Genomic DNA, 24,437 nt, shown 5'->3' with positions numbered 1-24,437 from the left:
TATCCGAGACTCCTTATGAGAATCAGCTCATTGTGCATTCAACCCCGCCAATTCCTGATGGTGTCGATCGTTCTATGCATGCTGTTTGCTAAGGCGACGTCTCTTCAAGCCCAACAGACAGCTGCGGTAGAACAAAAGAACATCGTCGTCCTGCTCGCGGATGATCTTGGCTGGGGAGATGTCGGTTTTCATGGAGGCGTTGCTGAGACGCCAAACATCGACAAACTCGCAAAGGAAGGATTAGAACTGCAACGGTTCTATGCCTTCCCCGCGTGTAGCCCCGCTCGGGCCGCGATGTTGACCGGGCGATTTCCCGGTCGCTATGGGATCAGCGGGCCAGTTCGACCTCGCGATGAAGGTCTACCGCTAACCGAGCGTTTGCTGATCGCAGATTTTCAGGAAGCGGGCTATCAAACGGCACTGATTGGCAAGTGGCACCTAAACCACTCAACCGACTTGGAACGCAATCCCAGCCAGCGCGGGTTTGACGATTTTTACGGATTCTTGGAAGCGTCCGTCGACTACTACAAACACACAAGCAACCGTGGGCAAGTTGACTGGCAGCGAAATGGTGAAACGGTCAACGAGCAAGGCTATGCAACGGACTTGCTGACGAACGAAGCGATTCGAATTCTTGCAAAACCCAACAAACAGAAACCGTTGTGCATGGTCGTGTCATACAACGCACCGCACACGCCTTTTCAAGCTCCCGAGCACTTGATTGCCAAATACAGCAACAAACTTGACCAGCAAAACGCAATCTACGCCGCCATGGTCGATTCGTTGGATCAAGGTGTTGGCAAGATTCTCGCGGCAATCGAAAAAGCAGGAATCAGTGACGATACGATCGTCGTGTTTGCGTCCGATAATGGTGCAGCAAGGATGGGAACCAACGCGCCCCTTCGAGGTCAAAAGCGTCAAGTTTATGAAGGCGGCATTCGAGTTCCTTGCATCGTAAAAGCTCCTGGCGATACGAAGCCTGGTACGACGTCACAACAGATTGTCGCAATTCACGATCTGCTACCCACACTCGCAGGCGCAACCGGCGTTTCACTGAAACAGGCTAAGCCGCTCGATGGCAAGGATGTTTGGTCAAGTCTGATCGCTGGAACAACCGAGCCACGAACCACGGTGATCGCGGAAGAAGACTTTGCGATCTTCCGTGATAACTGGAAACTGATTCAATCTGCTGGCGGTGATTTAGAACTCTATGACATCCCCCGCGACCCCAGCGAGCAAAACAATCTGGCTGGACAACGAAATGCCATCGTTAAACAATTGATGGATGCGCTGGGCGAGTTCAAACAGTGCGTTGGCACAGACCAGCCATTCGCCGACCAATCCACCACGAAACCCACGACACTTGTGTCGGCCGACGCCGGCATCAACGAAGGTTCATCGCTGGCAGACGCTGAAATTCTCGGCGATGCCGAATACAGCATCCTTGGTGATCGACTGATTGAATCCAATGGTCGCGGTGTTCGACTGTTCTCTGGTGCCGACATCAACAGTGATGGCGAGATCGCCGCGCAAGCGTCAATTGTCAGTTCGGATGTGTCGTCGGCTCGCCGTTGGTATCGCTACGACATCACCGGCATGGCTCAGGATGGATTCGATGTCGACCAAGACAATTTGTATTTGAAGGTCGAGTTCTTTCAAAAAGGAGGAACCGATTCTTTGGACTTGGTCAAGACAAGGATCTATCCGCAGGTCAAGCGAGAGCGAAAGGATTTCAATGATGAATCAACCAACGCCAGCCTTGGCCACTCGATTTGGCGGACGTATGCGATGGATTTCCGCACACCGTTTTCCGAAGTCGATTCGGTTAAGTTGAGTGTTGGATTTGCTGACGGTAAAGGCCAAGACGAGAAGTCGGAGTTCTGGGTGCAGTCGATGAACCTGCGTCCGATCGCGACTCCGGCAGACTATCAACCACCGGCCGGCGTGGACCGGCATTTTCCTCAGCCCAATGCTAACTCGCTAGTCTCGCTAGGCGGTCGTTGGTACTACGATCCGCAAGGCGGCAGCAAAGAAGTTCCAAAGCAATTCGACTACACGAATTCCGATCAGTTGCTTTACAAATCGGATCGCTTCGAGGCGCCGTTCGCCGGCAACATGTCGTCGTGGTTGCGAGCGGGTTACAAAGACTTCGACGGCAATCTGGTTGATAAAGACGAAGAAAAGCCGTACGCGGTTGTGATTACGGTCAGTGATGATCACATCGTCATCAGAAGTCGTAATCTGCCGAATCACCCTACCGCGACGTTCCCAGACAAATGGCGGATGCTGGATGGCAATCCTTCCTACATTCAAGAAAAAGCGAACACTTGGTATTTGCCAAAGCATCCCAAATTGGCGAAGGACCCGATCGCGATGGATGCCAAAAACTCCAACGGTGGTTTGCCGATGGGGCCGATCGGCGTAGCAACCAACGGAGTGATTTTCTTCAATCCGTTCGACCACATTTTTGAAACCGATGCCGTGTGGCGATTGGATCGTTGCTGTGGTCACCCAAGTCCGCAAAGCGCCTACCACTATCACAAGTATCCCGTGTGCGTGAAAACGCCCTGGAGCGACGAAGGCAAGATGCACTCGTCAGTGATCGGATTTGCGTTTGACGGCTTTCCGGTGTACGGGCCCTATGAAGCAGACGGAATGTTGGCAAAGGACGACACGCAGAACCCGCTAAACGACTTCAACCTGCACACCGACGACCAACGCGGCCCCCACTATCACGTCACGCCCGGAAAGTTCCCGCACATCATCGGCGGCTATTGGGGTGACGTGGATCCGATGAACGGTCGCGGACGTCGGGCACGGTAGTTTTTTGTGACACGATTCAGACGAATCGGGACGAGCGGATATGTCTTCATTCGTGAAAACTCGTGAAATTCGTAGCATCCCTTCCGAGAGCATTGCAACACAGTACGTCTGATGAAACGCCCGCCAACAAAAAGCATTCTATTTCACTGGTTCGCACCGATCGCGGTGCTACTCTTTGGCGGTTGGTTCGTCTACGCGATGGGAAGCCGCGACAAACCGGATCGAAAAAAGCCACTCATTCGCAAATCGGTGCAGGTTGAAGTCGTCAGCGCGCGGCTTCACACTGGGACTCTGGACGTCATTGCCAGCGGCGTCGTGATTCCACATCGCGAGGTCGAACTTTCGGCTCGCGTTGGAGGCGAGGTTGTCTTTAAGTCCGATTCGCTTAGCCCCGGACGCTTCGTTACCAAAGGCGAAACGCTACTGCGAATCGACAACAGTTACTATCAGTTGGACGTCGCACGTCTGGAGCAGGAAGTCGCCCAAGCCGACGTCGAACTCGAACGCTTGACCATCGACATCGAAAATGCCCAGCGACTGGTCCAGATCAGTCGCGACGTGGTAGCAATCAAAAGACGCGAAGTCGACCGCATGGAACAGTTGAGACGCAGCAACGCGACATCCTTGGCTGAACGTGACGCAGTCGAACTTGCGCTGTTGACAGCGATGCAGCAAACCACAATTCAAGAAAACCAGATTCGCGGTTTTGATACGCAAACAAAGACTCTAAAGATGTCTCGACAGCTTGCGTCACTGCATTTGCAGCGAGCAAAGCTGGACCTGGCTCGCACCGAAATCGTCGCTCCCTTTTCTGGCGTCGTGATTGCAAATCGTATCGAGCAAAATGCGAACCTTGTTCCAGGCAGGGTGGTCGCAATTATCGAAGACACTTCCAGCGTCGAAGTGCGATGTAGCCTTCGTAGCGAAGACATGCCGTTCCTTCAGGCGTCCGATTCGGCCCGAGTGAATGCTTACGAGCTTCCGCCGGTTCCGGTGACCATCGAGTACCAGCGTAGTGGTTATTCGTACGCCTGGGATGGGGTCCTAAGTCGTCAAGACGGTCTTGGGCTCGACCAATCGACGCGGACCGTGCCCGTTCGCATCCACGTTTCCAATCCGACAACCAATCGGATTCCCGACTCCATGGCGGATCAGCTGGCGGCGGGTTATTTGAATGGCGGCGACGTCGAGCCTCTCGCGCTCGTTCGAGGGATGTTTGTCAAAGCCAAACTTCATTGCCATCCGTCGCATTCAATCGCTGTCATTCCAGAATCCGTGCTCCGCCCCGGTAAGCAGGTTTGGTTAGTGCGTAACCAAAAGCTGAAAATGGAAACGTTGAGGATCGCTCGGATTGAAGATTCACAGGTGTACATCGACATGACTCACTCGCCGCTGCAAATCGATGACCAGATTGTAAGTTCACCTGTGCCAAATGCGAAAAATGGACTGGCGTTGACCGTCTTGGGCGCCCGGCCCGAAAAAAACCGACTTGAAATGCGAGCGGCAGTTGCCCCTGTCGAGCGCCAATCAAGCGAGCCAGGTCGGGAACCAGCGCTCCAAGGCCAACATCGAGACGGTCAGCGACGGGCGGCATTGCAATGAAGTCGGTTGTCCGCTGGGCGGTCGATAATGCGCCCGCTACCAATACGCTTGTCGTTGCGATCCTGATCCTGGGTATCTGGTGTGCCTCATCGATGCAGCGAGAGTTTTGGCCGTATTCCAACCTGGATGTCGTCCAGGTCAGCGTGGAATACCGCGGCGCTAGCCCCGAAGAAGTCGAAGAAGGGATCTGTCAGCGAATCGAAGAATCCGTTCGTAGCGTCAACGGCGTCTATCGAATCACTTCTGTCGCTCGCGAGGGTACGGGCACGGTGATGGTCGAATTGGACTCCGGCGTCGATGAAGCCGACGTGCAGGAAGTTCTCGGCGAAATCCGTTCTCGGGTGGACAACATTCCCAGTTTTCCTGCGCTCGCCGAACAGCCCGTCGTCCAGCGACAGCAACCACGTACCACCGCACTGAGCATCGGCGTCATCGGTCCCGATGAGAGTTCAGTCCAGGCGAGTTTGGCACTGCGTGATCTGGCCGAGAAAGTCCGCGACGAAGTCCTGCTTGAAGACGAAGTCTCACAAGCAGAGGTCGTCGGCGTTCCTGACTACCAGATCGACGTCGAAATCAGCGAAGACGTGCTCCGACAATACAACTTGACGCTTTCGCAAGTTGCCGAGGTAGTCCGCGACGAAAACGTCGAAGTACCGGGCGGCACGTTGAAAACATCCTCTCAGGACATTTTGCTCCGCGGCAGCAACCGACAATCCACCGGCGCATCCATCGCCGCGATTCCGCTGATCAAAGACGCGGGTGGTGTCGTGCTGACGATCGGTGATCTTGGCGAAGTCCGTGACGAATTTACCGACGATTCAGCGATCAGCCGCATCAATGGTCGGCCCGGTCTGGCGGTGCAGATCGACACTGCGAAAACAGACGACATCATCAAAGTAGGAGATGTGGTCAAAAATTTCGTACAGGTCTACGACATGCCGGAGGGTTACGAATTGATCTATTTCCGTGACCGCACCGACGATGTTAAAGCTCGATTGCTGCTACTCGTAAAAAACGGCTGGCAGGGCCTACTGTTGGTATTTGTGTTGCTGACGCTGTTTCTAGAATTGCGTTTAGCGATCTGGGTATCGATGGGCATCCCGCTGTCCATTGCGGGCGCCTTGGCGGTGATGCACTTCACCGACCAGACGCTGAACATGACTTCGATGTTCGCATTCCTCATTGCGTTGGGAATCATGGTCGATGACGCGATTGTGATCGGAGAGAACATCTACGTTCATCGCACGATGGGCAAGTCACTTCGCGACGCCGCGATCGACGGCACCGTCGAAGTCATGCCATCGGTGGTTACCAGTGTTCTGACAACGATCCTGGCCTTCTTGCCCATGCTGTTCATCACCGGACGGCTGGCGAGGTTCACCGAAGTCTTGCCGTTGGCGATGATCGCCATCTTGCTGTTCTCCCTCGGCGAAGCACTCACGGTCCTGCCCTCGCACCTCGCACACGCCGACGGTGTGGGAATGCGAACGGCCACTTGGTTGTTTGGTCCGTTTCGTTTTCTGGCGATCGGGATTCAGCACATCAACCGATTCGTATCGGTCGTTCTGGAGGCGTTCATCGAAAGACTGTATTTGCCGGCACTTAGGTTCTCACTCCGTTTTCCCGCATTGATCGTCTGCGTCGCGATCACGCTGTTGATGGTGACCGTCGGAACGGTTCGCAGCGGAATCGTTCCCTACATTGTTCTGCCGCAAATTGATTCAAACTTTTGCACTGTCATGATCGCGTTCCCAGACGGCACACCCGAACGCATCGCAGACCAAGCAACCAAACGACTCGAAGTCGCTGTTCGTAAGATCAATCAAGAATCCATTGACGAAAGACTGACACAGAATCCCGAGGGCGTCGTCAGCGCACTGCATCGAACGGTCGGCTACGGGGCAAGCACCGACGGCGATGTATCGTCGGGAAGCCATGTCGGCAGTCTGACCGTGCAATTGATCGAAGTCGGCGACCGTGAAATGACCAGTCAAGATTTCGTTCAGCGCTGGCGTAAGAGGGCAGGCAACTTCTTAGGTGCCGACATCGTTTCGTTTGGTTCCGGTCCGCGCGGTCTGGCTGGTTTACCGATCGAATTTTCGCTGCTTGCTCGCAGCAACGACATCCCGAAACTCGAAGCCGCCGTCACGGCCTGCGTCGAGCAACTTGAAAAGTATCCCGGCGTTCACGATGTCACCGCAGGTGGACGCCCTGGAAAATGGGAATATCGTTTAAAAATCAAAGACGACGCTCAGGCGATGGGCGTGTCGCTGGCCGACCTTTCCAGTACGGTCCGCGCTTCCTACTACGGCGAGGAAGCGATGCGACTGCAACGTGGCCGCCATGAAGTGCAATTGCGAGTGCGTTATCCCCGCGAGCAACGTGAATCACTGGCCAACTTTGACGAAATCCGAGTCCGCGACGACGAGGGAACGGAGCGACCGTTGACGGAACTTGCCGATATCGAGATCGCGCGCAGCTATTCGGCAATTCATCGTCTGGATCAAATGCGGTCTGTCACAATCGCCGCCGATGTGGACGAAGAAGTCGCCAACGCGTTCGCGATCACCACAGACTTAAAGAAAACACTGATACCAAAGCTTGCTGAAGACTACCCAAGCCTTCGAGTTCTGTGGGAAGGTCAAGAAGAACAAACCAGCGAATCCATCAACAGCATGCTGTACGCGTTCATCGCTGTGATGATCGCCATGTACTTGTTGTTCACGATTGAATTCAAGTCTTACTTACAACCCTTTCTGGTTCTGTCCATCATTCCGTTCGGTGCCTGCGGAGCGATCTTCGGCCACGTGATCATGGGACTGCCGTTCACTCTGTTCAGCATCTACGGGCTGGTCGCTCTGTCCGGTATCGTCGTCAACGATTCAATCGTCTTGATCGATTTCATCAACCGCCGCGTCAAAGACGGCTTGTCACTCAATGACGCGATCATCGACGCCGGTCGCAGAAGATGTCGCCCAGTACTGCTAACGTCACTGACCACGATTGGCGGTATGATGCCGATCTTGCTTGAAACTTCCCGCCAAGCTCAAGTGCTGATCCCGATGGCGACCAGCCTTAGTTTCGGATTGATTTTCGGCACCGTGCTAGTACTGATTCTGGCACCTATCGGCATCTTTCTCATTGCAAAAATGCAGAGTGCGTTTGATTGCATTCAAAACGCTGAACCGGTCGCGACCCCTGACGAAACAGCTTACAAGGAGTCTAACTCACTCTAGCTATTCGGTCACGATCTCAATGCGGTTCCAGTAAGCCCACTCATTCTGCCAATCGTTGGCACGATTTTCGACACGAAGGTCGATGCGTTGTCCGGCCATCGGTGTCAAATCAACGGACACGTCAAGCCACTCGTCGCTGCCCACTGTCGTTGAACTGACGACCTGGTCAGCGAGTACTTTGTCGTTTGCCAGTACTCGCAGTTGCCAATCGCCGTGCGGATGATGGCTGACCCGCAGATCAAGTCGAGTCTTGCCCAACTTTGGAACGTCGATGGCGCTTCGTTTCAGAATGCACGGAGTTCTCTTGTCGTGTGGGTGAGTTTGCACGGCAACCCGGTTTCGAAACATGGCGTGATGGACGACACCACCTTCGCCACTCTTTTCCACCCGGAAGCCCGTTGCAACGGATTGAATCAGTTTGCCCCAGGCGTCCGATTTTCCAGGTTTATCATGGGCCGCAATCTCCCTGTTTCCGGTCGTGATTCGCCGAGCAACCGATTCCTGCAAATGCGGTATCTTGCCAGCAATCGCAAGGCTCAGCGATTGTTCGGGATGATTCGGAACCATCGGTTCGAGTGCAAACCAGTACATGCGAGGCAGATTGTTATCGCCGACATCCTCGGCGTGTGAGACGAGGCCTTTCAGGATCGGCCAACGCTGATCAAACGGCATTCGCTGGACGACGGACGCCAGGTAAAGACGAACGATCGGCGAAGAATCAGACTCGGCCATCTTTGCAAACTGATCGAGCACCGTACCGGACCAATGTGAACCGTCCGGCTTCCCTGCGCGATCAGGTTGGAAAGCGTTCACGCGACTGTGGTCACCCAAAAACTGAATCGCCCAGGCGCGGACGTGTTCGCTATCGTGATCCAGCAATTCAACGAGCCGCTTGGTCGTCAGTCCGCCGGTAACATGCAACGCCCACATCGCACGCAGCCGTTTCGGCGTGCTGGTCGCCGAGTCGAACATCGCCGCCAACTGCGAATGGACGAGTGAGCGAGCGAGTGTTTGGTCAGCCGCCCGGGACTGCAGCATCGTCCGAGCCTGACGGACATACCAGTCGTTGGGATGAAGTTGAAGTTGCACCAATTCCGTATCGGACATCGCGCCCAAGTTCGGTCGCACAGTCGGCGCCGCGCCCGTCGGCATGATCCGGTACACGCGTCCGCTGTTGGGAAACTTGATGGCGTTCCCGCAAACGTCTTGGTCATGCCAGTCCAAGATGTAGACGCCGCCCTCGGGACCGATTTCGATGCTGAATCCAACCCACGCCAAATCGTTCGTCGGCATGAAGTCATCGCCATGTTTGCCAACAAAGCTTGATCCCTTTGGCTCCATGACGTCCGTCAGCACCGCATGCTCGTGGATGTTGCACATGAACAACCGGTTTCGGTACGTCTCGGGAAACGCATCGGCGAGATAGAACCGAGCACCGCCGTGAGCCGACAGGTGCGCGTGATCGCGTATGGTTTTGATGTCGTCATAGATAAACGGATTCACATGCGGACGACTTTGTTTGTGATACACACCGCCCTGCACAACATGAAACAGATGCGGAATGACGCAGCAAGTCGCAAATCCCTGGCCGTGATCATCGAAGTCAAATCCCCACGGGTTCGACAGTCCGCGAGCAAAGATCTCAAACTTGTCACGAATTGGATGGTAACGCCAAATCCCGGCATCAATGGATTGCCGTTCCTCGTCACCAGCACCAGGCTTGCCGACGTTGGAATGAGTGAACACGCCGTGACAGCCGTAAAGCCATCCATCCGGCCCCCAAATGAAACTGTTCAACGTTTCATGTCGATCATCCATTCCCCATCCGTCTCGCAAGACTTTGGGCGGACCGTCCGGTTTGTCGTCACCGTCTTTGTCGGCAATGAAAGTCAGATTCGGTGGCGATCCAACGAAGACGCCACCAAAACCACACGCTAATCCTGATGTGAAGGTCAGCGTATCGGTGAACGTCTTCTTCTTATCGAAAACGCCGTCACCATCAGTGTCTTCCAAAATCTGAATCCGGCTGACAGGCTCGTCCGTGTGGCTCTTTCGAGTCTGATAGTTAAAATTCTCTGCGACCCACAAACGTCCGCGGTCATCAAAACAGAATGCAATCGGTTCGGCGATGTCCGGTTCCGACGCGAATACCGAGACCTCGAATCCATCGGGTATCGCCATCTTCGCAACCGCTTCATCCGGAGTCAGGAATGGCGCATCACTATCACGATGTTGCTTCATTGGCAACTCGTTGCGCGCGTGCTGTTGATCGTCGTCAGCGCAAACCGGCACTGCCCACAGGGGTAGAGCCGCGATCAAGAACACAGCCGACCGCAAAAATTTGCCGCATAGAAATTTGTCAGTCGTCATTTCACCAACTCCACTTGTTCTGTCGTTTTCAGATACTTGACCAGATCAATCACCTGAGCCGGTTTCAGTGCATCGAGTTGTCCGTCCGGCATCATTGACTTTGTTGACACAACGCGTCTTTCAACGTCCGACTTTGCAATCGCGAGCCGAGGATTTTCGACGGTTTTTAAGACGACACGTGTATCGTCTTCCTCGGCAACAACGCCATTCACAACGCGGCCGTCGGTGGTCAAAATCGTGACCATTCGATAGGCAGCCGGGACGTCGTAACTTGGGTCAACGCTGTTGAGCAACAGATAATCCAGGTTTGCACGATTGGAACCGGTGAGATCGGGACCAATGTTTCCGCCTTCACCATACAACAGATGACATGCACCGCATGTTTTCTGAAAAACGGCTCGTCCTCGGGACGCATCGGCTTTCGCCAGCGCGGCGGCCGTGATCTGTGTCTTCCACTTGGCAATCTGCTGTTCTCGATCAGCCCCAAGTTTCGGCAGTTCGCCGAAAACGTCGACGAACCGTTCGCCGAGCAACGCTTCCAATGAACGAGCGACATGGGTAGGAATATCTTCCCGCCGGATCGTTTCATTTTGAATACTGGCCAGCAATGCGTCAGCGTACTGTTTGCGGGCAGACAACGTTTCAACCACCGCGCGACGCAGTTCATCCGATAGATGAGGATAACGTTTCAGCAGCACCGACGGCGCCGAAGTATTTTCGATTGCCGCATAACCTCGAACCGCACTCAACTGCAACGCGGGAACGTCCAGCAAACTTTCAAGCAGATCGGACGCTTCCCGGTTTTGCTGAGATAGCAGGCTCGTCAACTCGCGGATCCGATCTTCGACTGAAGCATTCGCATCTCGGACGATCGCCAGAGCTCGCTGGATTGCAGCTTCGTCGCCAAAGATCTGCGACAACTGGCTCACTAATTCGCGAGTACGCCCATCGCCACTGGCATCTAGTTTTGCAACAAGCGGTGTCCAGTTCCCAGGCGCGACCACGTCCCGACGCCCCTCCAATCCTTTAAGCATCCCTCGTAACAATGCGTTCAAGACACTTGGGTCGTCAACATTGCTCAGCGTGCTGACCAACATCTGCATTGAAGACTTTCCGTCTTCCGCCGCACGAACACTGGTGGAGTTGCATCCCATCGTGATCGTCCCGACAACACACAACAACAGTGAACATCGACCGCGTAAAGTTGACCTCATGGATAGGGCTTCTCCGGATTACGACGAAAGGATGTTGCGAAACACGCGAGCCGTTGACACGCATGAAACGAGAGTTCGCAGAAAAACTAAGAGACATTCGGCATTGCGGTTGCTAGAGCATACTCGAACTATCTTGCACCAAACGCTGTTTGCTCGAACTTCACCCCCTGTTGCCAGTCGATTTGACAAAAGGGTTGCCCCACAACCACCGCGACCTCGCGTTCTACGAACCTCCCGCAAACCAGCTTACCGAAGCATGCTGATGCTCCGCCGAACTAGCCCGACGCTTGGCGATTCGTTCACAAATTGTAAAACGACAGTCACCTGATCTCGAAACGTGGCAATTCGTCGTCTTGAGGCAAATCGCGACGGCGAGATGTGCTTGGTACCACCTCGCGGAAGCTCAAGTCGCGTAAGATATTCGCTCAAACGACTCTGCCATTCGGCTTCGATCGTATTTGTTCGCGAAATTTGACGAGGGAATCCATCCGTGAAGATCAGTCGTATCAATGTCTATCAAGTTGACTTGCCTCTACACGAGGGCAAGTACAGTTGGTCCGAAGGCAAGAGCGTGGGCGTTTTTGACTCGACGGTCGTCGAGATTCAGACGGATGCTGGAGTCACCGGATACGGCGAAGTATGCCCGCTCGGACCGGTCTACTTACCTGCCTATGCTCGAGGCGTGCGAACGGGAATTGAAGAACTTGCCCCCTCGTTGATCGGTGACGATCCGCGTCAATTGCTCGTATTGAACGACAAAATGGATCGCCAACTGAAAGGGCATCCGTACGTGAAGTCGGCAATCGACATCGCTTGTTGGGACATCCTTGGCAAGACGACCGGGCTGCCAGTTTGTGAGTTAATGGGCGGTCGCTACAGTTCGGACGTAACACTGTACCGAGCCATTTCACAGCGACCAGCCGAAGAGATGGCGGAAAATGTCGCCAAGTATCGCGCCGAAGGCTACCGACGGTTTCAATTGAAGGTCGGTGGGAATCCCGACGAAGACATTGCTCGGATTCACGCTGCCGCAAAAGTGTTAGAACCCGGCGACAAGTTGGTTGCCGACGCAAACACAGGATGGCTGATGCATGAAGCAATGCGGGTGATCAATGCCGTCAAGGATGTGGACGTCTACATCGAACAACCATGCATGTCGTACGAAGAATGCCTGAGTATCCGGCGCAACACGACACTGCCGTTCGTCTTGGACGAAGTGATCGACTCGATGGCGGCAATCCTAAAGGGTGCCGCGGACGGAGCCATGGACGTTGTGAACATCAAGATCAGTAAGTTTGGCGGTCTGACTCGAGCCAAACAGGCGCGCGACTTGTGTGTCTCGCTAGGCATCGCAATGACGTTGGAAGACAGTTGGGGCGGGGACATTGTGACCGCAGCAATCGCGCACCTTGCTCAAGGTGTTCCGCCGGAGTACCAATTTACTTCGACTGACTTCAACAGCTACGTGACGACCTCAATCGCGGACGGCGCACCACAGCGAGTCGATGGACGAATGGCAGCATCGAGCGAACCCGGATTGGGAATCCAACCCCGACTTGATGTCCTTGGCGATGCAGTTTGCTCAATTCCAGCATCGGCTAGTTGACGATCAACTCGCAGCGGGAGCGCGATCAGCACTGAGTGAACGTAGCCGGCTCGCAAAACAGGTCGACGATAAGTTTCGTTGATAGGCGAATGGCAAAGCGTCACGTAGGGTGCGTGCGTGTTCAATGCTTTGAGCAGTGAAAGAAGTAAGTAGCTGATTTGATGCAATTGGCTCGTCAATATCGCTTCCACCAGTTCTCGACGGTCGGCTATTTCGATCGCTCCAAGCGAATCGTCTGATTATACCGGTATGCCCGACAACCCGAATTGACGACATGCCGATCCGGAACAATCGGATAAGTCAAAGTTTTGAATAGTATTCAACCGTACTCCATCGAAGTTGCGGGTTAGGTTTCGAAGAATGATCAAGCGCTGGGGCAAGCGATTTGATACGAGCGTTCACGCTCAAACTGGGGCAAACCATGAATACCAAACCAACTCGAATCCTGTCGATTGAAGATGACGCCGGCGACGCGATGCTCGTACGGCGCTCCCTCACGCGATCGCCTGGGAACTACGAAGTTCACCATGCGATGACGCTGAATGAAGGGCTTGAGCAGTTCGCTCGCGAACCATTTCAAGTCATCATCACCGACCTCGGGCTCCCTGATTCGCTCGGATTGTCCGCCATCACTCGGCTCAGCAAAGAGTGCCATTCAGCGGCCATCATTGCGCTTTCGGGCAGCGACGCCGAAGACTTGTACATTCAAGCGATTTCGCTGGGCGCGGACAATTATCTGTGCAAAGCGGATTTGCCGATCATTCACCGCTGTGTGCAACAAAGCATCCAACGCCAACTCCATCGCAACGAAATCGAAAGACTCGTTGAAGCGGTTCAAAGTCAAAAATCGGCTCTCCAACAACAAGGCCAAGAGCTCGCCGAGAAAAACGCTCACCTCAAAAAGTTGTGCGACTCTTCCCAATCATTCGTTAACAATGTCTCACACGAATTCCGCACTCCGCTTTGCGTTGTAAAGCAATACGCTAACCTTATTGCGGATGAAGTGGTCGGCCCAATCACGCCGGAACAATGCCGAATGCTTCGCGTCATCGAAGACCGTGTGGACGACCTCAATAATATGGTTGACGACATGCTTGACGTCAGCCGGCACGAATCAGGGCTATTGGCCGCCAAGCGAGATCGCTGTGACTCGAATGAAATCGTTGAACGGATTTTGGCAGGACTTCGGCAAAGAGCGGCGCTTCGCGGAATCGAACTAAAGTACATTCCAGACCCGACCCAAAAAACCATGTTCGGCGATGCCGAAAAGATCTCTCGAACCTTGATCAACTTGATTGTCAACGCGATCAAGTTTTCGGCCACCGGCGATGAAGTCACCATCGAAGTCTCTACCTGTGATTCCAATCGCGAGTGCCGATTTTCCGTCACGGACTGCGGACCAGGAATCGAACCCGATCAGCAAAAGAGGATCTTCGAGCGATTCAGCCAAGTCAAAACGGGCTTGCACCAGTCCATTGACGGTGTTGGTCTAGGTTTGAATATCGCAAAGGAACTCGTCGACCTCAACCTGGGATGCCTTTCACTTGACAGTAAAGTCGGCGCCGGAAGCACGTTCTCGTTCACCGTTCCCTACGACGACGCCGGCGAAGTCGCCAAGCGATACTTCGCACGCCTTCTTGCTATCGAAGCGTTCGGGCCAATCACGATCTTTTTAATTTCGGCTGCTGACGAAAAAGCAACGGACGAAACCGAACGAGAGATCAAACTGCTGCTCAATTACCTGGTACGCGCTCCTGACTTGCTGCTGCATCCAAATCCGTCTGAATGGACATTGATCCTAAGAGCAAGTCCCGCAGAATCGATGGAGTTTCTCGCTCGCGTTACTTCAGAAATCGAATCAATCAATCGAAACCGCCCGCAGGGGCCAATGCCATGCATTCGGTTCCATTCCGAAGGATCATTTGATCTGCGTGAAGCGATGTCGATGATGCATCAACGCCTAGATTTAAGACATCAAGGACCCAGAATCCCAAGTTTGAGAACGCCGCAGTTCGGTGATGCAAGTGTGATCGTGCAAGGAGAATCTTGTGTCGGCTAAAAAGCATGTTCTGGTTGTGGATGACGACGAAGCTATCCTGCACGGAACCCAACTCCGCGTCGCTTTCAATGGCTATGAGGTTTCGATCGCAGCAAATGGTGCCCAAGCGTTCGACAAAGCCGTCAGCCTACGACCTGACGCCATCCTGATGGATGTTCGAATGCCAGTGATGGACGGGCTAAAAGCTTTGGCGAAACTTAAAGCCGATCCACGCACCTCTGATATCCCCGTGGTGATCGCATCAGCCAGTCCGGGCGACAAACACACTTCACTAGAATCGGGGGCACACTTCTTTCTGACCAAGCCCTACATCAATCAAACGATGCTATCTGCGATTGCGTCCAGCCTCGCATCACAATCACCCGCCAACATCTAAGCGAAGGCAGACAAACAATGAACCTATTACTGATTGACGACAACTCCGACAAGTTCACTCCCCAGTTCGATTCGCCCGATTTCTCGACGGTGCCCGAGTCGGCGATCGCTACGTTGATCGCCTTGGACGAGTGTGAAGAACAGCAATTGCATACTCATGGCGCCCACAGGCTAGCCGAGTATCCAGTAGACCGCCCGTGGGTCTTGTGCATTGATGACGACGCAGAGTTCTTGCACGGACTGAAACTGAAACTCCAGCAGCGAGGCTATGACGTCGTCCGTGCGCATGAGGGCGAAGAAGGCTACAAGTTCGCATTCAAATTCAACCCCGTCATGATTCTGTTGGACTTGCACATGCCGCACACGACCGGCGAAGAAGTTCTTGCGCAGCTTCGCCAACACCCCGACACATCTCGAATCCCAGTCGTGATCATGACCGGGCTAAACGAGCACGGACTCGAATTGCGAATGCACTCACTTGGTGCCCATCAAGTGTTCCGCAAGCCAGTCCCACTCGATGCACTCGCCGATGCCGTCGATCATTACCTAAACAACGCCTGATCCACCTTTCCAACATTGGAAAGGCTAAACGGAACGACGTACGCGAGTCTCATCCAATGGGTCTAGTTAATGATTCGTGGCGGTCAGGAACGTCAACAAAATCAGAGACACGGTGATACTCGCCTCTCGCCAGAGCAAGTGGAATCGATTGCTCACCTCCCGCCGTTAATGCGGTAGGACCACTTCAGTTTCAGCGAGGTCTTCACCCACTTCTTGGCCGGTGACAGCTATTCCAAATCGCCTGTTGTAGTCGAGTACCGAAATTTGAAGCGGGCGTCTGGTGCGACGTCGCCGTGCAAATAGGCGTCCATGATATCGCCCGGATTCCGCGAGTTGTCCCACCACTTGAAATCGAACTGAGGGAAGTCGGCGTTCGTCAAGCTCAACAGGTCACGCGGAACCGACAACATTAGTTCGTTGCCTGCGACCGCGATCTCAACTTGCTGTACTCGCTGCCAAGCCCACCCGCCGACGTTCCTTTCAAGCCACGTTTGATTGCCATCGATGCTGCGGTTGATGACATAATCGTAGCCTTCCCAACCTGTCTTTGCGTCCTGGTCAGCGTCGATCAGCAACCACATCCAGTTTGGATCGGTGCGGGGCGTCAGCGGATTCCGAGTCTTGGCATAGAAGTAGACGTTCGACGCATCACGAGCGACTTTGCATAATGTGATGTCGTTGCGTCCGCTGGTATTTGTGTAGTGCAACTCACCGCGACCGAAATCACGATGGTCGTTGTCGAAGGCATGATCGGTGAAGTCTGGTTCGACGTGGTTCCATTGGTCATACCCGCTATCAAGCTTGATTGTCTTGACGCCCGACACAGCGGGAACGGGCGGTGCGCCTTTGTACCGACGAATGTTGGAAACCATCTGATAGTAGTAGTTGTCGCCGTGCAACCCGCGCACGGGTTCGATGTCGCGGCTGAATTCCTGATCGAATTGATCGACGAAGACAACCGGCAGGCCCGGTCGACTAAATTTGCCTGCGATCCATTCGTTCCAACCGGTGATCATCACAAACGGCGGGTCCAGTTCGATAGCTCGTTGCCATTGCTCGTTAAAATTGTTCCCGTGGTTCACGGAGTCCGCGGTAATGTTCTGCTTTCCTTCGTGAAAACTGCGCCCTCGCGCCGTCCCCTCGCTCATGTTGACGACCTTGCCCGTGGTCTCGTGCAAATTTTGCGCGACCGACACGTTGACCTGTTCTGGCGTGGCAGGGTCATCGTCGTAGCTGATTGGCTGCGGGTAAGTCGCTTCCCAATGCCACGCGTTGTGAGTGTCTTCCATCGTGAACGGCCAATGGGCTTTGCGGAGCGTGAAGAACTGGCTCACTTCTTCGCTCGCTTTCGCCGGATCACAAATCAACAACGGTTTGCCTTGCCACTGAAACCACAGCTCACTGAACCGGCCCGGTTCGTACAAGTCGTGATAGATCTCATCCGCCGCCTCGCCCGCTTTTGTGTTCACCATGAAGCAAATCCGCGGTGTCCGCCCGCCTTCCCGTTGGATTCGCGACCACACCTCACACAGACTCAGGTAAACGTCGGGGTAGGTCAGCCGATTCGTCGCATCGAAAATCACGGTATCCACACCGGCGTCGACAAGCAGGTTCGCATGCCGCCGCAACACCCAGGGATCCCGAGCGTCGTAGTAACCATACAACGGTTGTCCCCAGTAGTATGGACCTCGACGTCCCCACAGTGGCGACTTAGGTTTCTGTAACAAGTCCGGATCCTGCGGCAGAATCTTGGACAGATCGTTGGGAAGCACCGAACTGTTTCGGTCGTGCCACAGGAAATAGAAGATGCCGACAAACCGGTCCGGTCGCGTTCGCGAAACGTCCGAAGATGCTGGCATCGATCGCGATAGCGCATCGGTAGCCGGCCAAGGTGTGCCCGGGTTCTGTGCGGGTGCTTCGATCGCAAAGTGAAGCGAGACCGCCGCAAAAAGTCCGAGCAAAAAACAAAATCGATCTTGCGGTAAATTCATAGGTGAAATGAGGTTCAACATTCAGTGTAAGTAGTTCTTCAAGAGCGACACGACAACGATCACAGAGTTTCCCTCACTCGCTATTTATTGATTCGCGCGTGTGGTTCGAACCGATAAACGGCCGACGCCGTGCGGATCAGCAAGCCATTGTCGATCACACAAGGACTTGCCATGACCTGTTCGTCGAATTCGTACTTTGCTAGTTCTTCGAATTTGTCACCAGTGCGGAAAACGGTAAACTCACCATCATGGTTCGCCAACACGATGCGATTTTGGACACGGAATGGCGACGCTGAGTATTTGCCACCCAAACGTTCACGGTAGAGTGTCTGTCCATCCGAGAGTCGTAATGCGGTCAAGATTCCGTCATCGCTAATCGAATAGATCCGCGACTCGTCGGTCACCATACTCGACATCCGCGAACCACCCTTGCTGGCTCGCCAAGTCACGTGCGATCCGGTCACGTCTCCGCGCCTGTGCGGATCAACGGCAATCAATTCTGCCTTCATGAATCCGGTCGAGAAGATCAATTTCCCACCCGCAAACGAAGGCATCGGCGTCACGCTGAATCCGTTGCCATGATCCACCCGCCATAGTTCTTGGCCAGTTTGTGGATCGTAGGCGACGCACCACTGGGCGCATGGAATCACAGCCTGCGTTTTTCCGTCTACCTGGATCAGCAACGGTGTCGAGTAAGATTTACGATATTCTTCGTTCGACGCGTCAATGGTCGGTCGGTCGGTTTTCCAAATGGTTTCGCCGGTTGCCAAGGAAACCGCGACAACGAATTGCTTATCCATTCCGTCGCACGTCAAAATCACGTTGCCTTGGTGAATCACCGGGCTGCTGCCAGGCCCGACACTATCGTCGACGACAAAAGTCCGTTGCCAAAGGACATCGCCGCTTTGCAAATCCAAACACCAAGTGCCGTACTGACCGAAATGCACGACTACCCGGTCACCATCGATCGCCGGTGTGGGCGAAGCATAGCCGTTCATCGGATGAATCGGTTTTGGTTCGGCGACCTGGCCCAACTCGATGACGTGCAAAGTCTTTCCTGTCTTAGCATCTAACGCAATTGCCAACAGTTCAACGGAACCAGCAACGTCCTTCATGTCAGCGAGCTGAACATCGGCAAGCGCCTGCTTCTTTTGTTCGGCGGTTGCCAGAGTCACTTTCGCCGCCGTCATCCACACGATATTTCCATCGGTGACGGGTGACGACCAGCCATGACCGAGTGTCTCGGTTCGCCAGGCCGCTCCGTTGAGCGGATCGATTTGCAATTCCACGTTCGAGTTTTCGCTAATGCCAGAACCGTCTGGACCGCGGAACTGAGTCCAAGGTTGCTGGGCATAACCCGGCATCGACATCGCGATCGCCAGTAAGCTTGCCAACAGAACGGCAATGCAAAAGCGGAGTGTCTGGTTCAATTGTCCAACAGCGGAAAACATCATTCGCTGAATTATCCTTTTCAAATGGCTAAATGACAAACTTCGGTGCCATTACCTTAGAGTTTCAGTCCGTCGACGGCAGGAGGGCACTCGCCGAATCTCGCAGGAACTGATCCCGCAGTTCCAACCAACGCGACTGCATCGCCGCGACAATTTCGGGATGGTCGGAGGCGACATCGTTCTGTTCGGCGCGATCGGTGGATAGATCATAGAGTGACCATTCCGCTTGGTCCGTTTCGTTGGCCGCCGCCTTGGATCGCCCCCACGGGAAATCGCGTGCGACATTGCCATGCACGATCTTCCAATCGCCTTGCCGCAAAGCCCGATTGCCTTCGTGGTAGAACCAGATTTCGTCATTCAGCGCGACATCGCCCTTCAACAGTACTGGCGCCAAACTCTTGCCGATCATCGCTGGCACACTGCTGCTGGCAGGCTCGACACCCGCAAAATCCAGGATCGTTGGCGCGATGTCGATCACGTGACCGATCGTCCAACGCAGCTCGTTTCGGGCACTGATACGCTTGGGCCAGTGGGCGATCAGCGGTGTCGAGATCCCACCTTCGTGCACCCAAGTTTTGTGTCGGCGAAACGGTGTGTTCGCGGCGCTCGAAAACCCTGGTCCCAAACACAAGTACGTCGCGGCCGATCCGGGCGCGGCCGATGGATCATGGCCCTCGCCACGCACCATCATCTCCGCACTTGCGCCGTTGTCCGACAGAAACAAGATCAACGTGTCCTCGAAGGCACTCATCGAGCGAAGCTGTTCAACAATGCGCCCAATCTCCTGATCCATTCGGTCAATCATCGCCGCATGGATCGCCATCTTCGTCGCCTGAAAACGCTGCTGCTGCTGAGTCAGTTTTCCCCAAGGCAAAGGCCGATTGATCTCGCCCGGTCCAAGCAACGCAATCTGGTCAGGAAACGCGTATGGCGGTCCGACGTCTTCTTCTAACTTTGAAAGCTCGGCACTGGTAATCCCCAAAGCCTGCTGACGCTTATGCCGTTCTTCCCGTAGCGCATCCCATCCGTCGACGTAACGATCGCGATAGCGTTCGATGTCTTCGGGCAGTGCGTGCAACGGAAAATGGGGAGCATGAAAGGCGACGTATTGAAAGAACGGTTGGTCAGCGAACTCCGCCGCGTGTTGCTGTAAGCACTCAATCGCGTGATCCGCGGTCGCCGTTGTGCGATAAAAATCTGGATCACGGTCCTCTCGCTTGATCGAATCAAAGAAACCATGGCTACGTGTCGCTTCATCCGAAAGGTCAAATCCGTTGTCGGTTGGTTTGCCGTCGACATGCCACTTGCCCGAGTGATAACTGCGGTAGCCGGCTGGTCGTAAATAATCGGCAATCGTTTGTGCCCAAGCAGGACGTTTCCCAGATCCACCAAAACCACTCGGCGCACCGGGCATCCCATCCCTGCGAATTTGTTGCGGGTAATACCCCGTCAAAAGAGCCGAACGTGTCGGCCAGCATCGTGCGGTGTTGTAGAACTGTGTGAACTTCAAACCGCCCGCCGCCAAACCATCCAAGTTCGGAGTCGCAATTTCGCTGCCATAGCAACCAACGTCTGAGTAGCCTAAATCGTCGGCGATGATGACAAGAAAATTTGGCCGCTGAGCAGACACGTGACTGGCCAACATCATGCCAATCGAAACGGCCAGGACCAAAATCGATATCGAATTTCTTGAGTGGCTTGATCTCATTTGCTCATGCGTCCAGTGTGTGATCTTTTGCAAACGCAGCCAACCGATGGCTTCGTCGAAATAGCACGATCAACGATCCGCTTCAACGATTTGAGTCGTCAGCTCGGCGTACATGCTCGTCCGATCCGGTTCGGAATCGATACCAATAAGCACCGTCGTTCAGCGGGCCTACAGGTTTTCCACCGATCTTAATCCATCCTGCGTCGGCAAGTGCAAAGTAGGTCGTATCCGGTTTCAGTTTGGGCAGATCGTTGAACGTGATCTGCATCGTTCCTTCGGCTGGATGTCCAGATTCTGGATCAGCCTGCCAGACGACAGTGGCGACGTCACTCGCTTCGTAGAGCCGAATACTTTTGCCGGTCGAGTTGGCAAAACCAATAGGCTTCGAAAAATAGAAAGTCAAGTCAGTGTCCACATCCACACTCATTGCCGACGACGCCGGCACGGCACGCACGAACCCTGGCATCACCATACGGATACGATGGAAGCCCCAGCCTTCTTGATACGGTTTCAACGGCGCACGCCACGACTGGTCCATCGCGGTCCGATCCACAGCAAATTTGTACCAATGGCTACTCATTCGGGTGACGACGTCCGGTTGCGCACTCGCTAAGTCATTTGATTCGGCCGGATCGTCCTTGACGTTGTACAAACGCCAAGGACCGTCGCTGATGCTTGAAATCTTCCAGTCTCCCTTGACTAGTCCCTTGCCCGTTTGATTGAAGCACCAAAAAATCTCGTCGTGGATTGCCAAGTGATCGAGCGACGGATCACTCAGCAACGGCAAAAACGAATTTCCATAGAGCGGTTCAATCGAGCGACCGTCGTCACCGTTCGGGTACGATGAGTTTGCGAGTTCAAGAAACGTTGGATACAAATCCGTGACGTGCAGACGCTGACCACGAAGGCTGCCCGCTTGATCGGCCAACTTGCTGGGCCAGCGCACAATCATTGGCACCGAAACGCCGCCCTCTTGCGCACACGATTTGTACCATCGGAACGGCGTGTTCTTCAGATATCCCCAACCGTTGGAAACGAACGGATTAGAACCAGCTTGCCAAGGAACCTGTTGATCGTACGTGCGGATATCACCGTTGCTGTACGCTCCGCCGTTGTCCGCCATGAAAATCACGATGGTATTTTCGGCAAGATGCTGTTCATCCAGGTACGTCAGCAATCGCCCCACGTTCCAGTCGAGGCGATCAAGCATTCCCGCGTACGCTGCCATACGACGGCTCTCTTGCTGCTGGATCGAAGCTGGCAGTTCGTCCCAGCGACGCACTTCGGCATCCGGCTGCGACATGACGTATCGATCATCGATCAAGCCCATCGCTTTCATACGTTTGAAACGCTCGTTCCGCAAAGATTCCCAGCCGGCCATATAGCGTCCGTAGTACTTTTCAACGTTTTCGCGCGGCGCATGCAGCGGACTGTGCGGCGCGTTGAAAGCTAGGTAGGTAAAAAACGGTTTTCCTTCGTTTTTCGCAGCAGCGATTTGCTCGATCGCGTCATCAGTGAACGCATCCGAACTGTACCAGCCCGGCGGAACAGGCTGCGGTGGTTGACGGCCCGTTTGGATGGCCGGTTTGCGACCCTCAAAACCAGTCCAGCTGTCGATCGCTCCATTGAGAAAACCATAAAACGAATCAAATCCCGAATCGAGCGGATTGCCCGGCTGATGCCACTTGCCCGAGATCGAGGTGGCGTAACCTGCTTCGCGAATCAATCGAGGAAACGGGAGCGATCGACGATAGTTGTCGGATTGCGAGTGGGTGTGGCCGCTCAGCAGACTAGTCCGAGTGACAACGCACATCGGATTGACGTGGAACTCACTGAATCGAATGCCTTCGGCAGCCAGACGATCTAAGTTCGGCGTCTCGATCTCGCCGCCATAGCAGCCGATATCCGAATACCCGACGTCGTCAGCGACAATCAAAACGATATTCGGCCGCTCCGCTGCAACCGACTGCAACGCCCCCAAACAGACCAAGAGCGATAATACGATGCTGAAACAAAACAGGTTGATTTTCAAGTTAAGGACTCACCGCAGGATCGTTGGTTCGTTGTACCCAATCCCGCAGCACTGTCATCAGACGACCCTGCTGGTCCTGGTGTTCAGCGTCATTCGCCAAGTTCGTCATTTCGTCAGGATCGGACTGCAAGTCGTACAATTCAAGCTTTGGCACGACGGCGCCGAGATTCTGAGGATCCATTTCAGCCAAGATCTGATATTGCCTCGGGAACTCATCCTTTAAGCGAATTGTTTCGGCGTAAGTTCGGTTGCCCCAAATCTTGAACTCACGTGAGTCAGCATTGACCTGTCGCCATGCCGTATCAACCTTCTCGCGATAAATCAGCTTCCAACGTCCGTCAAAGACGCTGCGTTCCTGCATTCCGTCATTCGGTAGCGGCCCGCGATTTGAAATCTCAGCAAACACATGTTCGGAATTCGGCAGTTTCGATTCGCCGGTCAGCAGCGGGGCTACCGATTTACCGTGCAACGCGTAATCGAACTCGTGATCAACGTCGCACAACTGCAAAAGAGTTGGCAGCAGATCGAGTTCGCTAACGAGTTCTTCACTCGTTCCGGTTTGTGATACGCCATGACCGCTGATGATCAAAGGGACTCGCAAACCGAGGTCATAAAGCGTCATCTTGCCGTGCTGGAACGTCGGCCCATGGTCGCTCATGAAAATCACAATGGTGTTGTCACGCTGCCCCGATTGTTCGAGCACTTCGATCGCTTGTCCCGTCAACGCGTCAGCCTGTTCGACGCCTGCCAGGTATTCGGCCCAATCCTTTCGTACTTCCGGTGAATCCGGCAAATAGGCCGGCAGCTTTACCATCGCCGGATCGACTCGGATTGGGTTCTTGTCACTGTTCGGGTACGGACGATGCGAATTCGGAATGTTGACCATCAAGAACCAAGGTTGCTGTTGCTCAGCGGCATGGCTAATGAAGTCTTGGATTTCCTTGCGACTGCCGTGAAGGAATTCGTCATACGGGAACTTCTCGTTTGGCAGCACATGCAGCTTGTGTGTCACGCCCTGATAGTACCCGGCCTGATTGAGAATCTCGGTCAACGTTTGATACTGATCGCGAACACGATTGATCTGGGCAAGCTTCAGCCCACGTTGAGCCGCAGTCACTTTGTTAGCCGGCACATGAAAATTGTGAGTGTTGTTCAGGATACCGTTGGTGTGGTTGTGCAGTCCGGTATAGATCGCGGACTTTGACGCCGAACATACCGGGTAGACGACAAACGCATTGGAAAAGTAGACGCCGGATTTGGCCAGCGAATCGATGTTGGGCGTCTTCAAGCCTGGCGTGTCCAGCAGACTCAAGTGAGCGCCCTGGTCTTCCGTCAGTACGAATAGAACGTTGGGACGATCGGCAGCAAATCCTGTCGCAGCAGACATCATCACGCACAAAAGGCTCAGT

The 24,437-nt window shown here is 54.2% G+C and carries 14 protein-coding genes; 7 read left to right on the top strand and 7 right to left on the bottom strand.

Annotation, left to right across the window (positions count from 1 at the left end; translation table 11 throughout):
- The first annotated feature begins 15 nt into the window (after nt 1-15).
- From Poly59_RS15785 to Poly59_RS15775, 3 genes are all read left to right on the top strand, one after another.
- A complete protein-coding gene (locus Poly59_RS15785) occupies nt 16-2,823 on the top strand; it encodes a sulfatase-like hydrolase/transferase (RefSeq protein WP_146535041.1) in 2,808 nt (935 codons plus the stop codon).
- 111 nt (nt 2,824-2,934) lie between these two features.
- Nucleotides 2,935-4,425: an efflux RND transporter periplasmic adaptor subunit gene (locus tag Poly59_RS15780; protein ID WP_146535040.1), complete on the top strand. Its 1,491-nt coding sequence runs from the start codon at nt 2,935-2,937 to the stop codon at nt 4,423-4,425.
- The gene (locus Poly59_RS15775) at nt 4,422-7,661 is read left to right on the top strand and encodes an efflux RND transporter permease subunit (protein WP_146535039.1); all 3,240 of its coding nucleotides are present in this window, start codon (nt 4,422-4,424) and stop codon (nt 7,659-7,661) included. Before Poly59_RS15780 ends, Poly59_RS15775 begins: the two co-directional genes overlap by 4 nt.
- Here Poly59_RS15775 and Poly59_RS15770 read toward each other — a convergent pair whose 3' ends face one another.
- Both Poly59_RS15770 and Poly59_RS15765 read right to left on the bottom strand, forming a co-directional pair.
- Nucleotides 7,662-10,031 (bottom strand): PVC-type heme-binding CxxCH protein, encoded by a 2,370-nt coding sequence (locus tag Poly59_RS15770; protein ID WP_146535038.1) that lies wholly within the window; start codon nt 10,029-10,031, stop codon nt 7,662-7,664.
- Nucleotides 10,028-11,185, bottom strand: coding sequence for a c-type cytochrome (locus tag Poly59_RS15765; protein ID WP_186776293.1), 1,158 nt, complete (start codon nt 11,183-11,185; stop codon nt 10,028-10,030). The genes Poly59_RS15770 and Poly59_RS15765 overlap by 4 nt, the downstream gene beginning before the upstream one ends.
- Nucleotides 11,186-11,735: 550 nt before the next feature.
- On the opposite strand from Poly59_RS15765, the gene Poly59_RS15760 reads away from it, so the two are divergent.
- The 4 genes from Poly59_RS15760 (at nt 11,736) to Poly59_RS15745 (ending at nt 15,846) form a co-directional block, all read left to right on the top strand.
- Nucleotides 11,736-12,851: a cis-3-hydroxy-L-proline dehydratase gene (locus Poly59_RS15760; protein ID WP_146535036.1), complete on the top strand. Its 1,116-nt coding sequence runs from the start codon at nt 11,736-11,738 to the stop codon at nt 12,849-12,851.
- Nucleotides 12,852-13,272: 421 nt separating this feature from the next.
- On the top strand, nt 13,273-14,910 hold the full coding sequence (locus Poly59_RS15755) for an ATP-binding response regulator (RefSeq protein ID WP_146535035.1): 1,638 nt from the start codon (nt 13,273-13,275) through the stop codon (nt 14,908-14,910).
- Complete coding sequence (locus Poly59_RS15750) at nt 14,900-15,286, top strand: response regulator (protein WP_146535034.1); 387 nt, start codon at nt 14,900-14,902, stop codon at nt 15,284-15,286. The genes Poly59_RS15755 and Poly59_RS15750 overlap by 11 nt, the downstream gene beginning before the upstream one ends.
- A gap of 17 nt (nt 15,287-15,303) precedes the next feature.
- Entirely contained in the window at nt 15,304-15,846 is a 543-nt protein-coding gene (locus Poly59_RS15745) for a response regulator (protein ID WP_146535033.1), read from the top strand.
- 227 nt (nt 15,847-16,073) lie between these two features.
- Here the strand turns inward: Poly59_RS15745 and Poly59_RS15740 are convergent, their stop codons facing one another.
- From Poly59_RS15740 to Poly59_RS15720, 5 genes are all read right to left on the bottom strand, one after another.
- The gene (locus Poly59_RS15740) at nt 16,074-17,837 is read right to left on the bottom strand and encodes a hypothetical protein (RefSeq protein WP_186776292.1); all 1,764 of its coding nucleotides are present in this window, start codon (nt 17,835-17,837) and stop codon (nt 16,074-16,076) included.
- An 80-nt stretch (nt 17,838-17,917) separates the two neighbouring features.
- Nucleotides 17,918-19,291, bottom strand: coding sequence for an outer membrane protein assembly factor BamB family protein (locus Poly59_RS15735; protein WP_146535031.1), 1,374 nt, complete (start codon nt 19,289-19,291; stop codon nt 17,918-17,920).
- 61 nt (nt 19,292-19,352) lie between these two features.
- A complete protein-coding gene (locus tag Poly59_RS15730) occupies nt 19,353-20,996 on the bottom strand; it encodes an arylsulfatase (RefSeq protein ID WP_146535030.1) in 1,644 nt (547 codons plus the stop codon).
- An 82-nt stretch (nt 20,997-21,078) separates the two neighbouring features.
- Entirely contained in the window at nt 21,079-23,028 is a 1,950-nt protein-coding gene (locus tag Poly59_RS15725) for a sulfatase-like hydrolase/transferase (RefSeq protein WP_146535029.1), read from the bottom strand.
- A gap of 1 nt (nt 23,029) precedes the next feature.
- Nucleotides 23,030-24,418 (bottom strand): sulfatase family protein, encoded by a 1,389-nt coding sequence (locus Poly59_RS15720; protein ID WP_246151730.1) that lies wholly within the window; start codon nt 24,416-24,418, stop codon nt 23,030-23,032.
- Nucleotides 24,419-24,437 lie beyond the last annotated feature (19 nt).

Origin of the sequence: Rubripirellula reticaptiva (genome assembly GCF_007860175.1) — a bacterium.
GTDB lineage: Bacteria > Planctomycetota > Planctomycetia > Pirellulales > Pirellulaceae > Rubripirellula > Rubripirellula reticaptiva.
The sequence above is the reverse complement of the archived record's forward strand: the minus strand, read 5'-3'. Positions and strand labels throughout refer to the sequence as shown.

Bases quoted from the DNA above. Each gene is read 5' to 3' on its own strand.
- Poly59_RS15785 (WP_146535041.1), top strand. From the start codon at position 16: ATGAGAATCAGCTCATTGTGCATTCAACCCCGCCAATTCCTGATGGTG.
- Poly59_RS15780 (WP_146535040.1), top strand. From the start codon at position 2,935: ATGAAACGCCCGCCAACAAAAAGCATTCTATTTCACTGGTTCGCACCG.
- Poly59_RS15775 (WP_146535039.1), top strand. From the start codon at position 4,422: ATGAAGTCGGTTGTCCGCTGGGCGGTCGATAATGCGCCCGCTACCAAT.
- Poly59_RS15770 (WP_146535038.1), bottom strand. From the start codon at position 10,031: ATGACGACTGACAAATTTCTATGCGGCAAATTTTTGCGGTCGGCTGTG.
- Poly59_RS15765 (WP_186776293.1), bottom strand. From the start codon at position 11,185: ATGGGATGCAACTCCACCAGTGTTCGTGCGGCGGAAGACGGAAAGTCT.
- Poly59_RS15755 (WP_146535035.1), top strand. From the start codon at position 13,273: ATGAATACCAAACCAACTCGAATCCTGTCGATTGAAGATGACGCCGGC.
- Poly59_RS15745 (WP_146535033.1), top strand. From the start codon at position 15,304: ATGAACCTATTACTGATTGACGACAACTCCGACAAGTTCACTCCCCAG.
- Poly59_RS15740 (WP_186776292.1), bottom strand. From the start codon at position 17,837: ATGAATTTACCGCAAGATCGATTTTGTTTTTTGCTCGGACTTTTTGCG.
- Poly59_RS15735 (WP_146535031.1), bottom strand. From the start codon at position 19,291: ATGATGTTTTCCGCTGTTGGACAATTGAACCAGACACTCCGCTTTTGC.
- Poly59_RS15730 (WP_146535030.1), bottom strand. From the start codon at position 20,996: ATGAGATCAAGCCACTCAAGAAATTCGATATCGATTTTGGTCCTGGCC.
- Poly59_RS15720 (WP_246151730.1), bottom strand. From the start codon at position 24,418: ATGATGTCTGCTGCGACAGGATTTGCTGCCGATCGTCCCAACGTTCTA.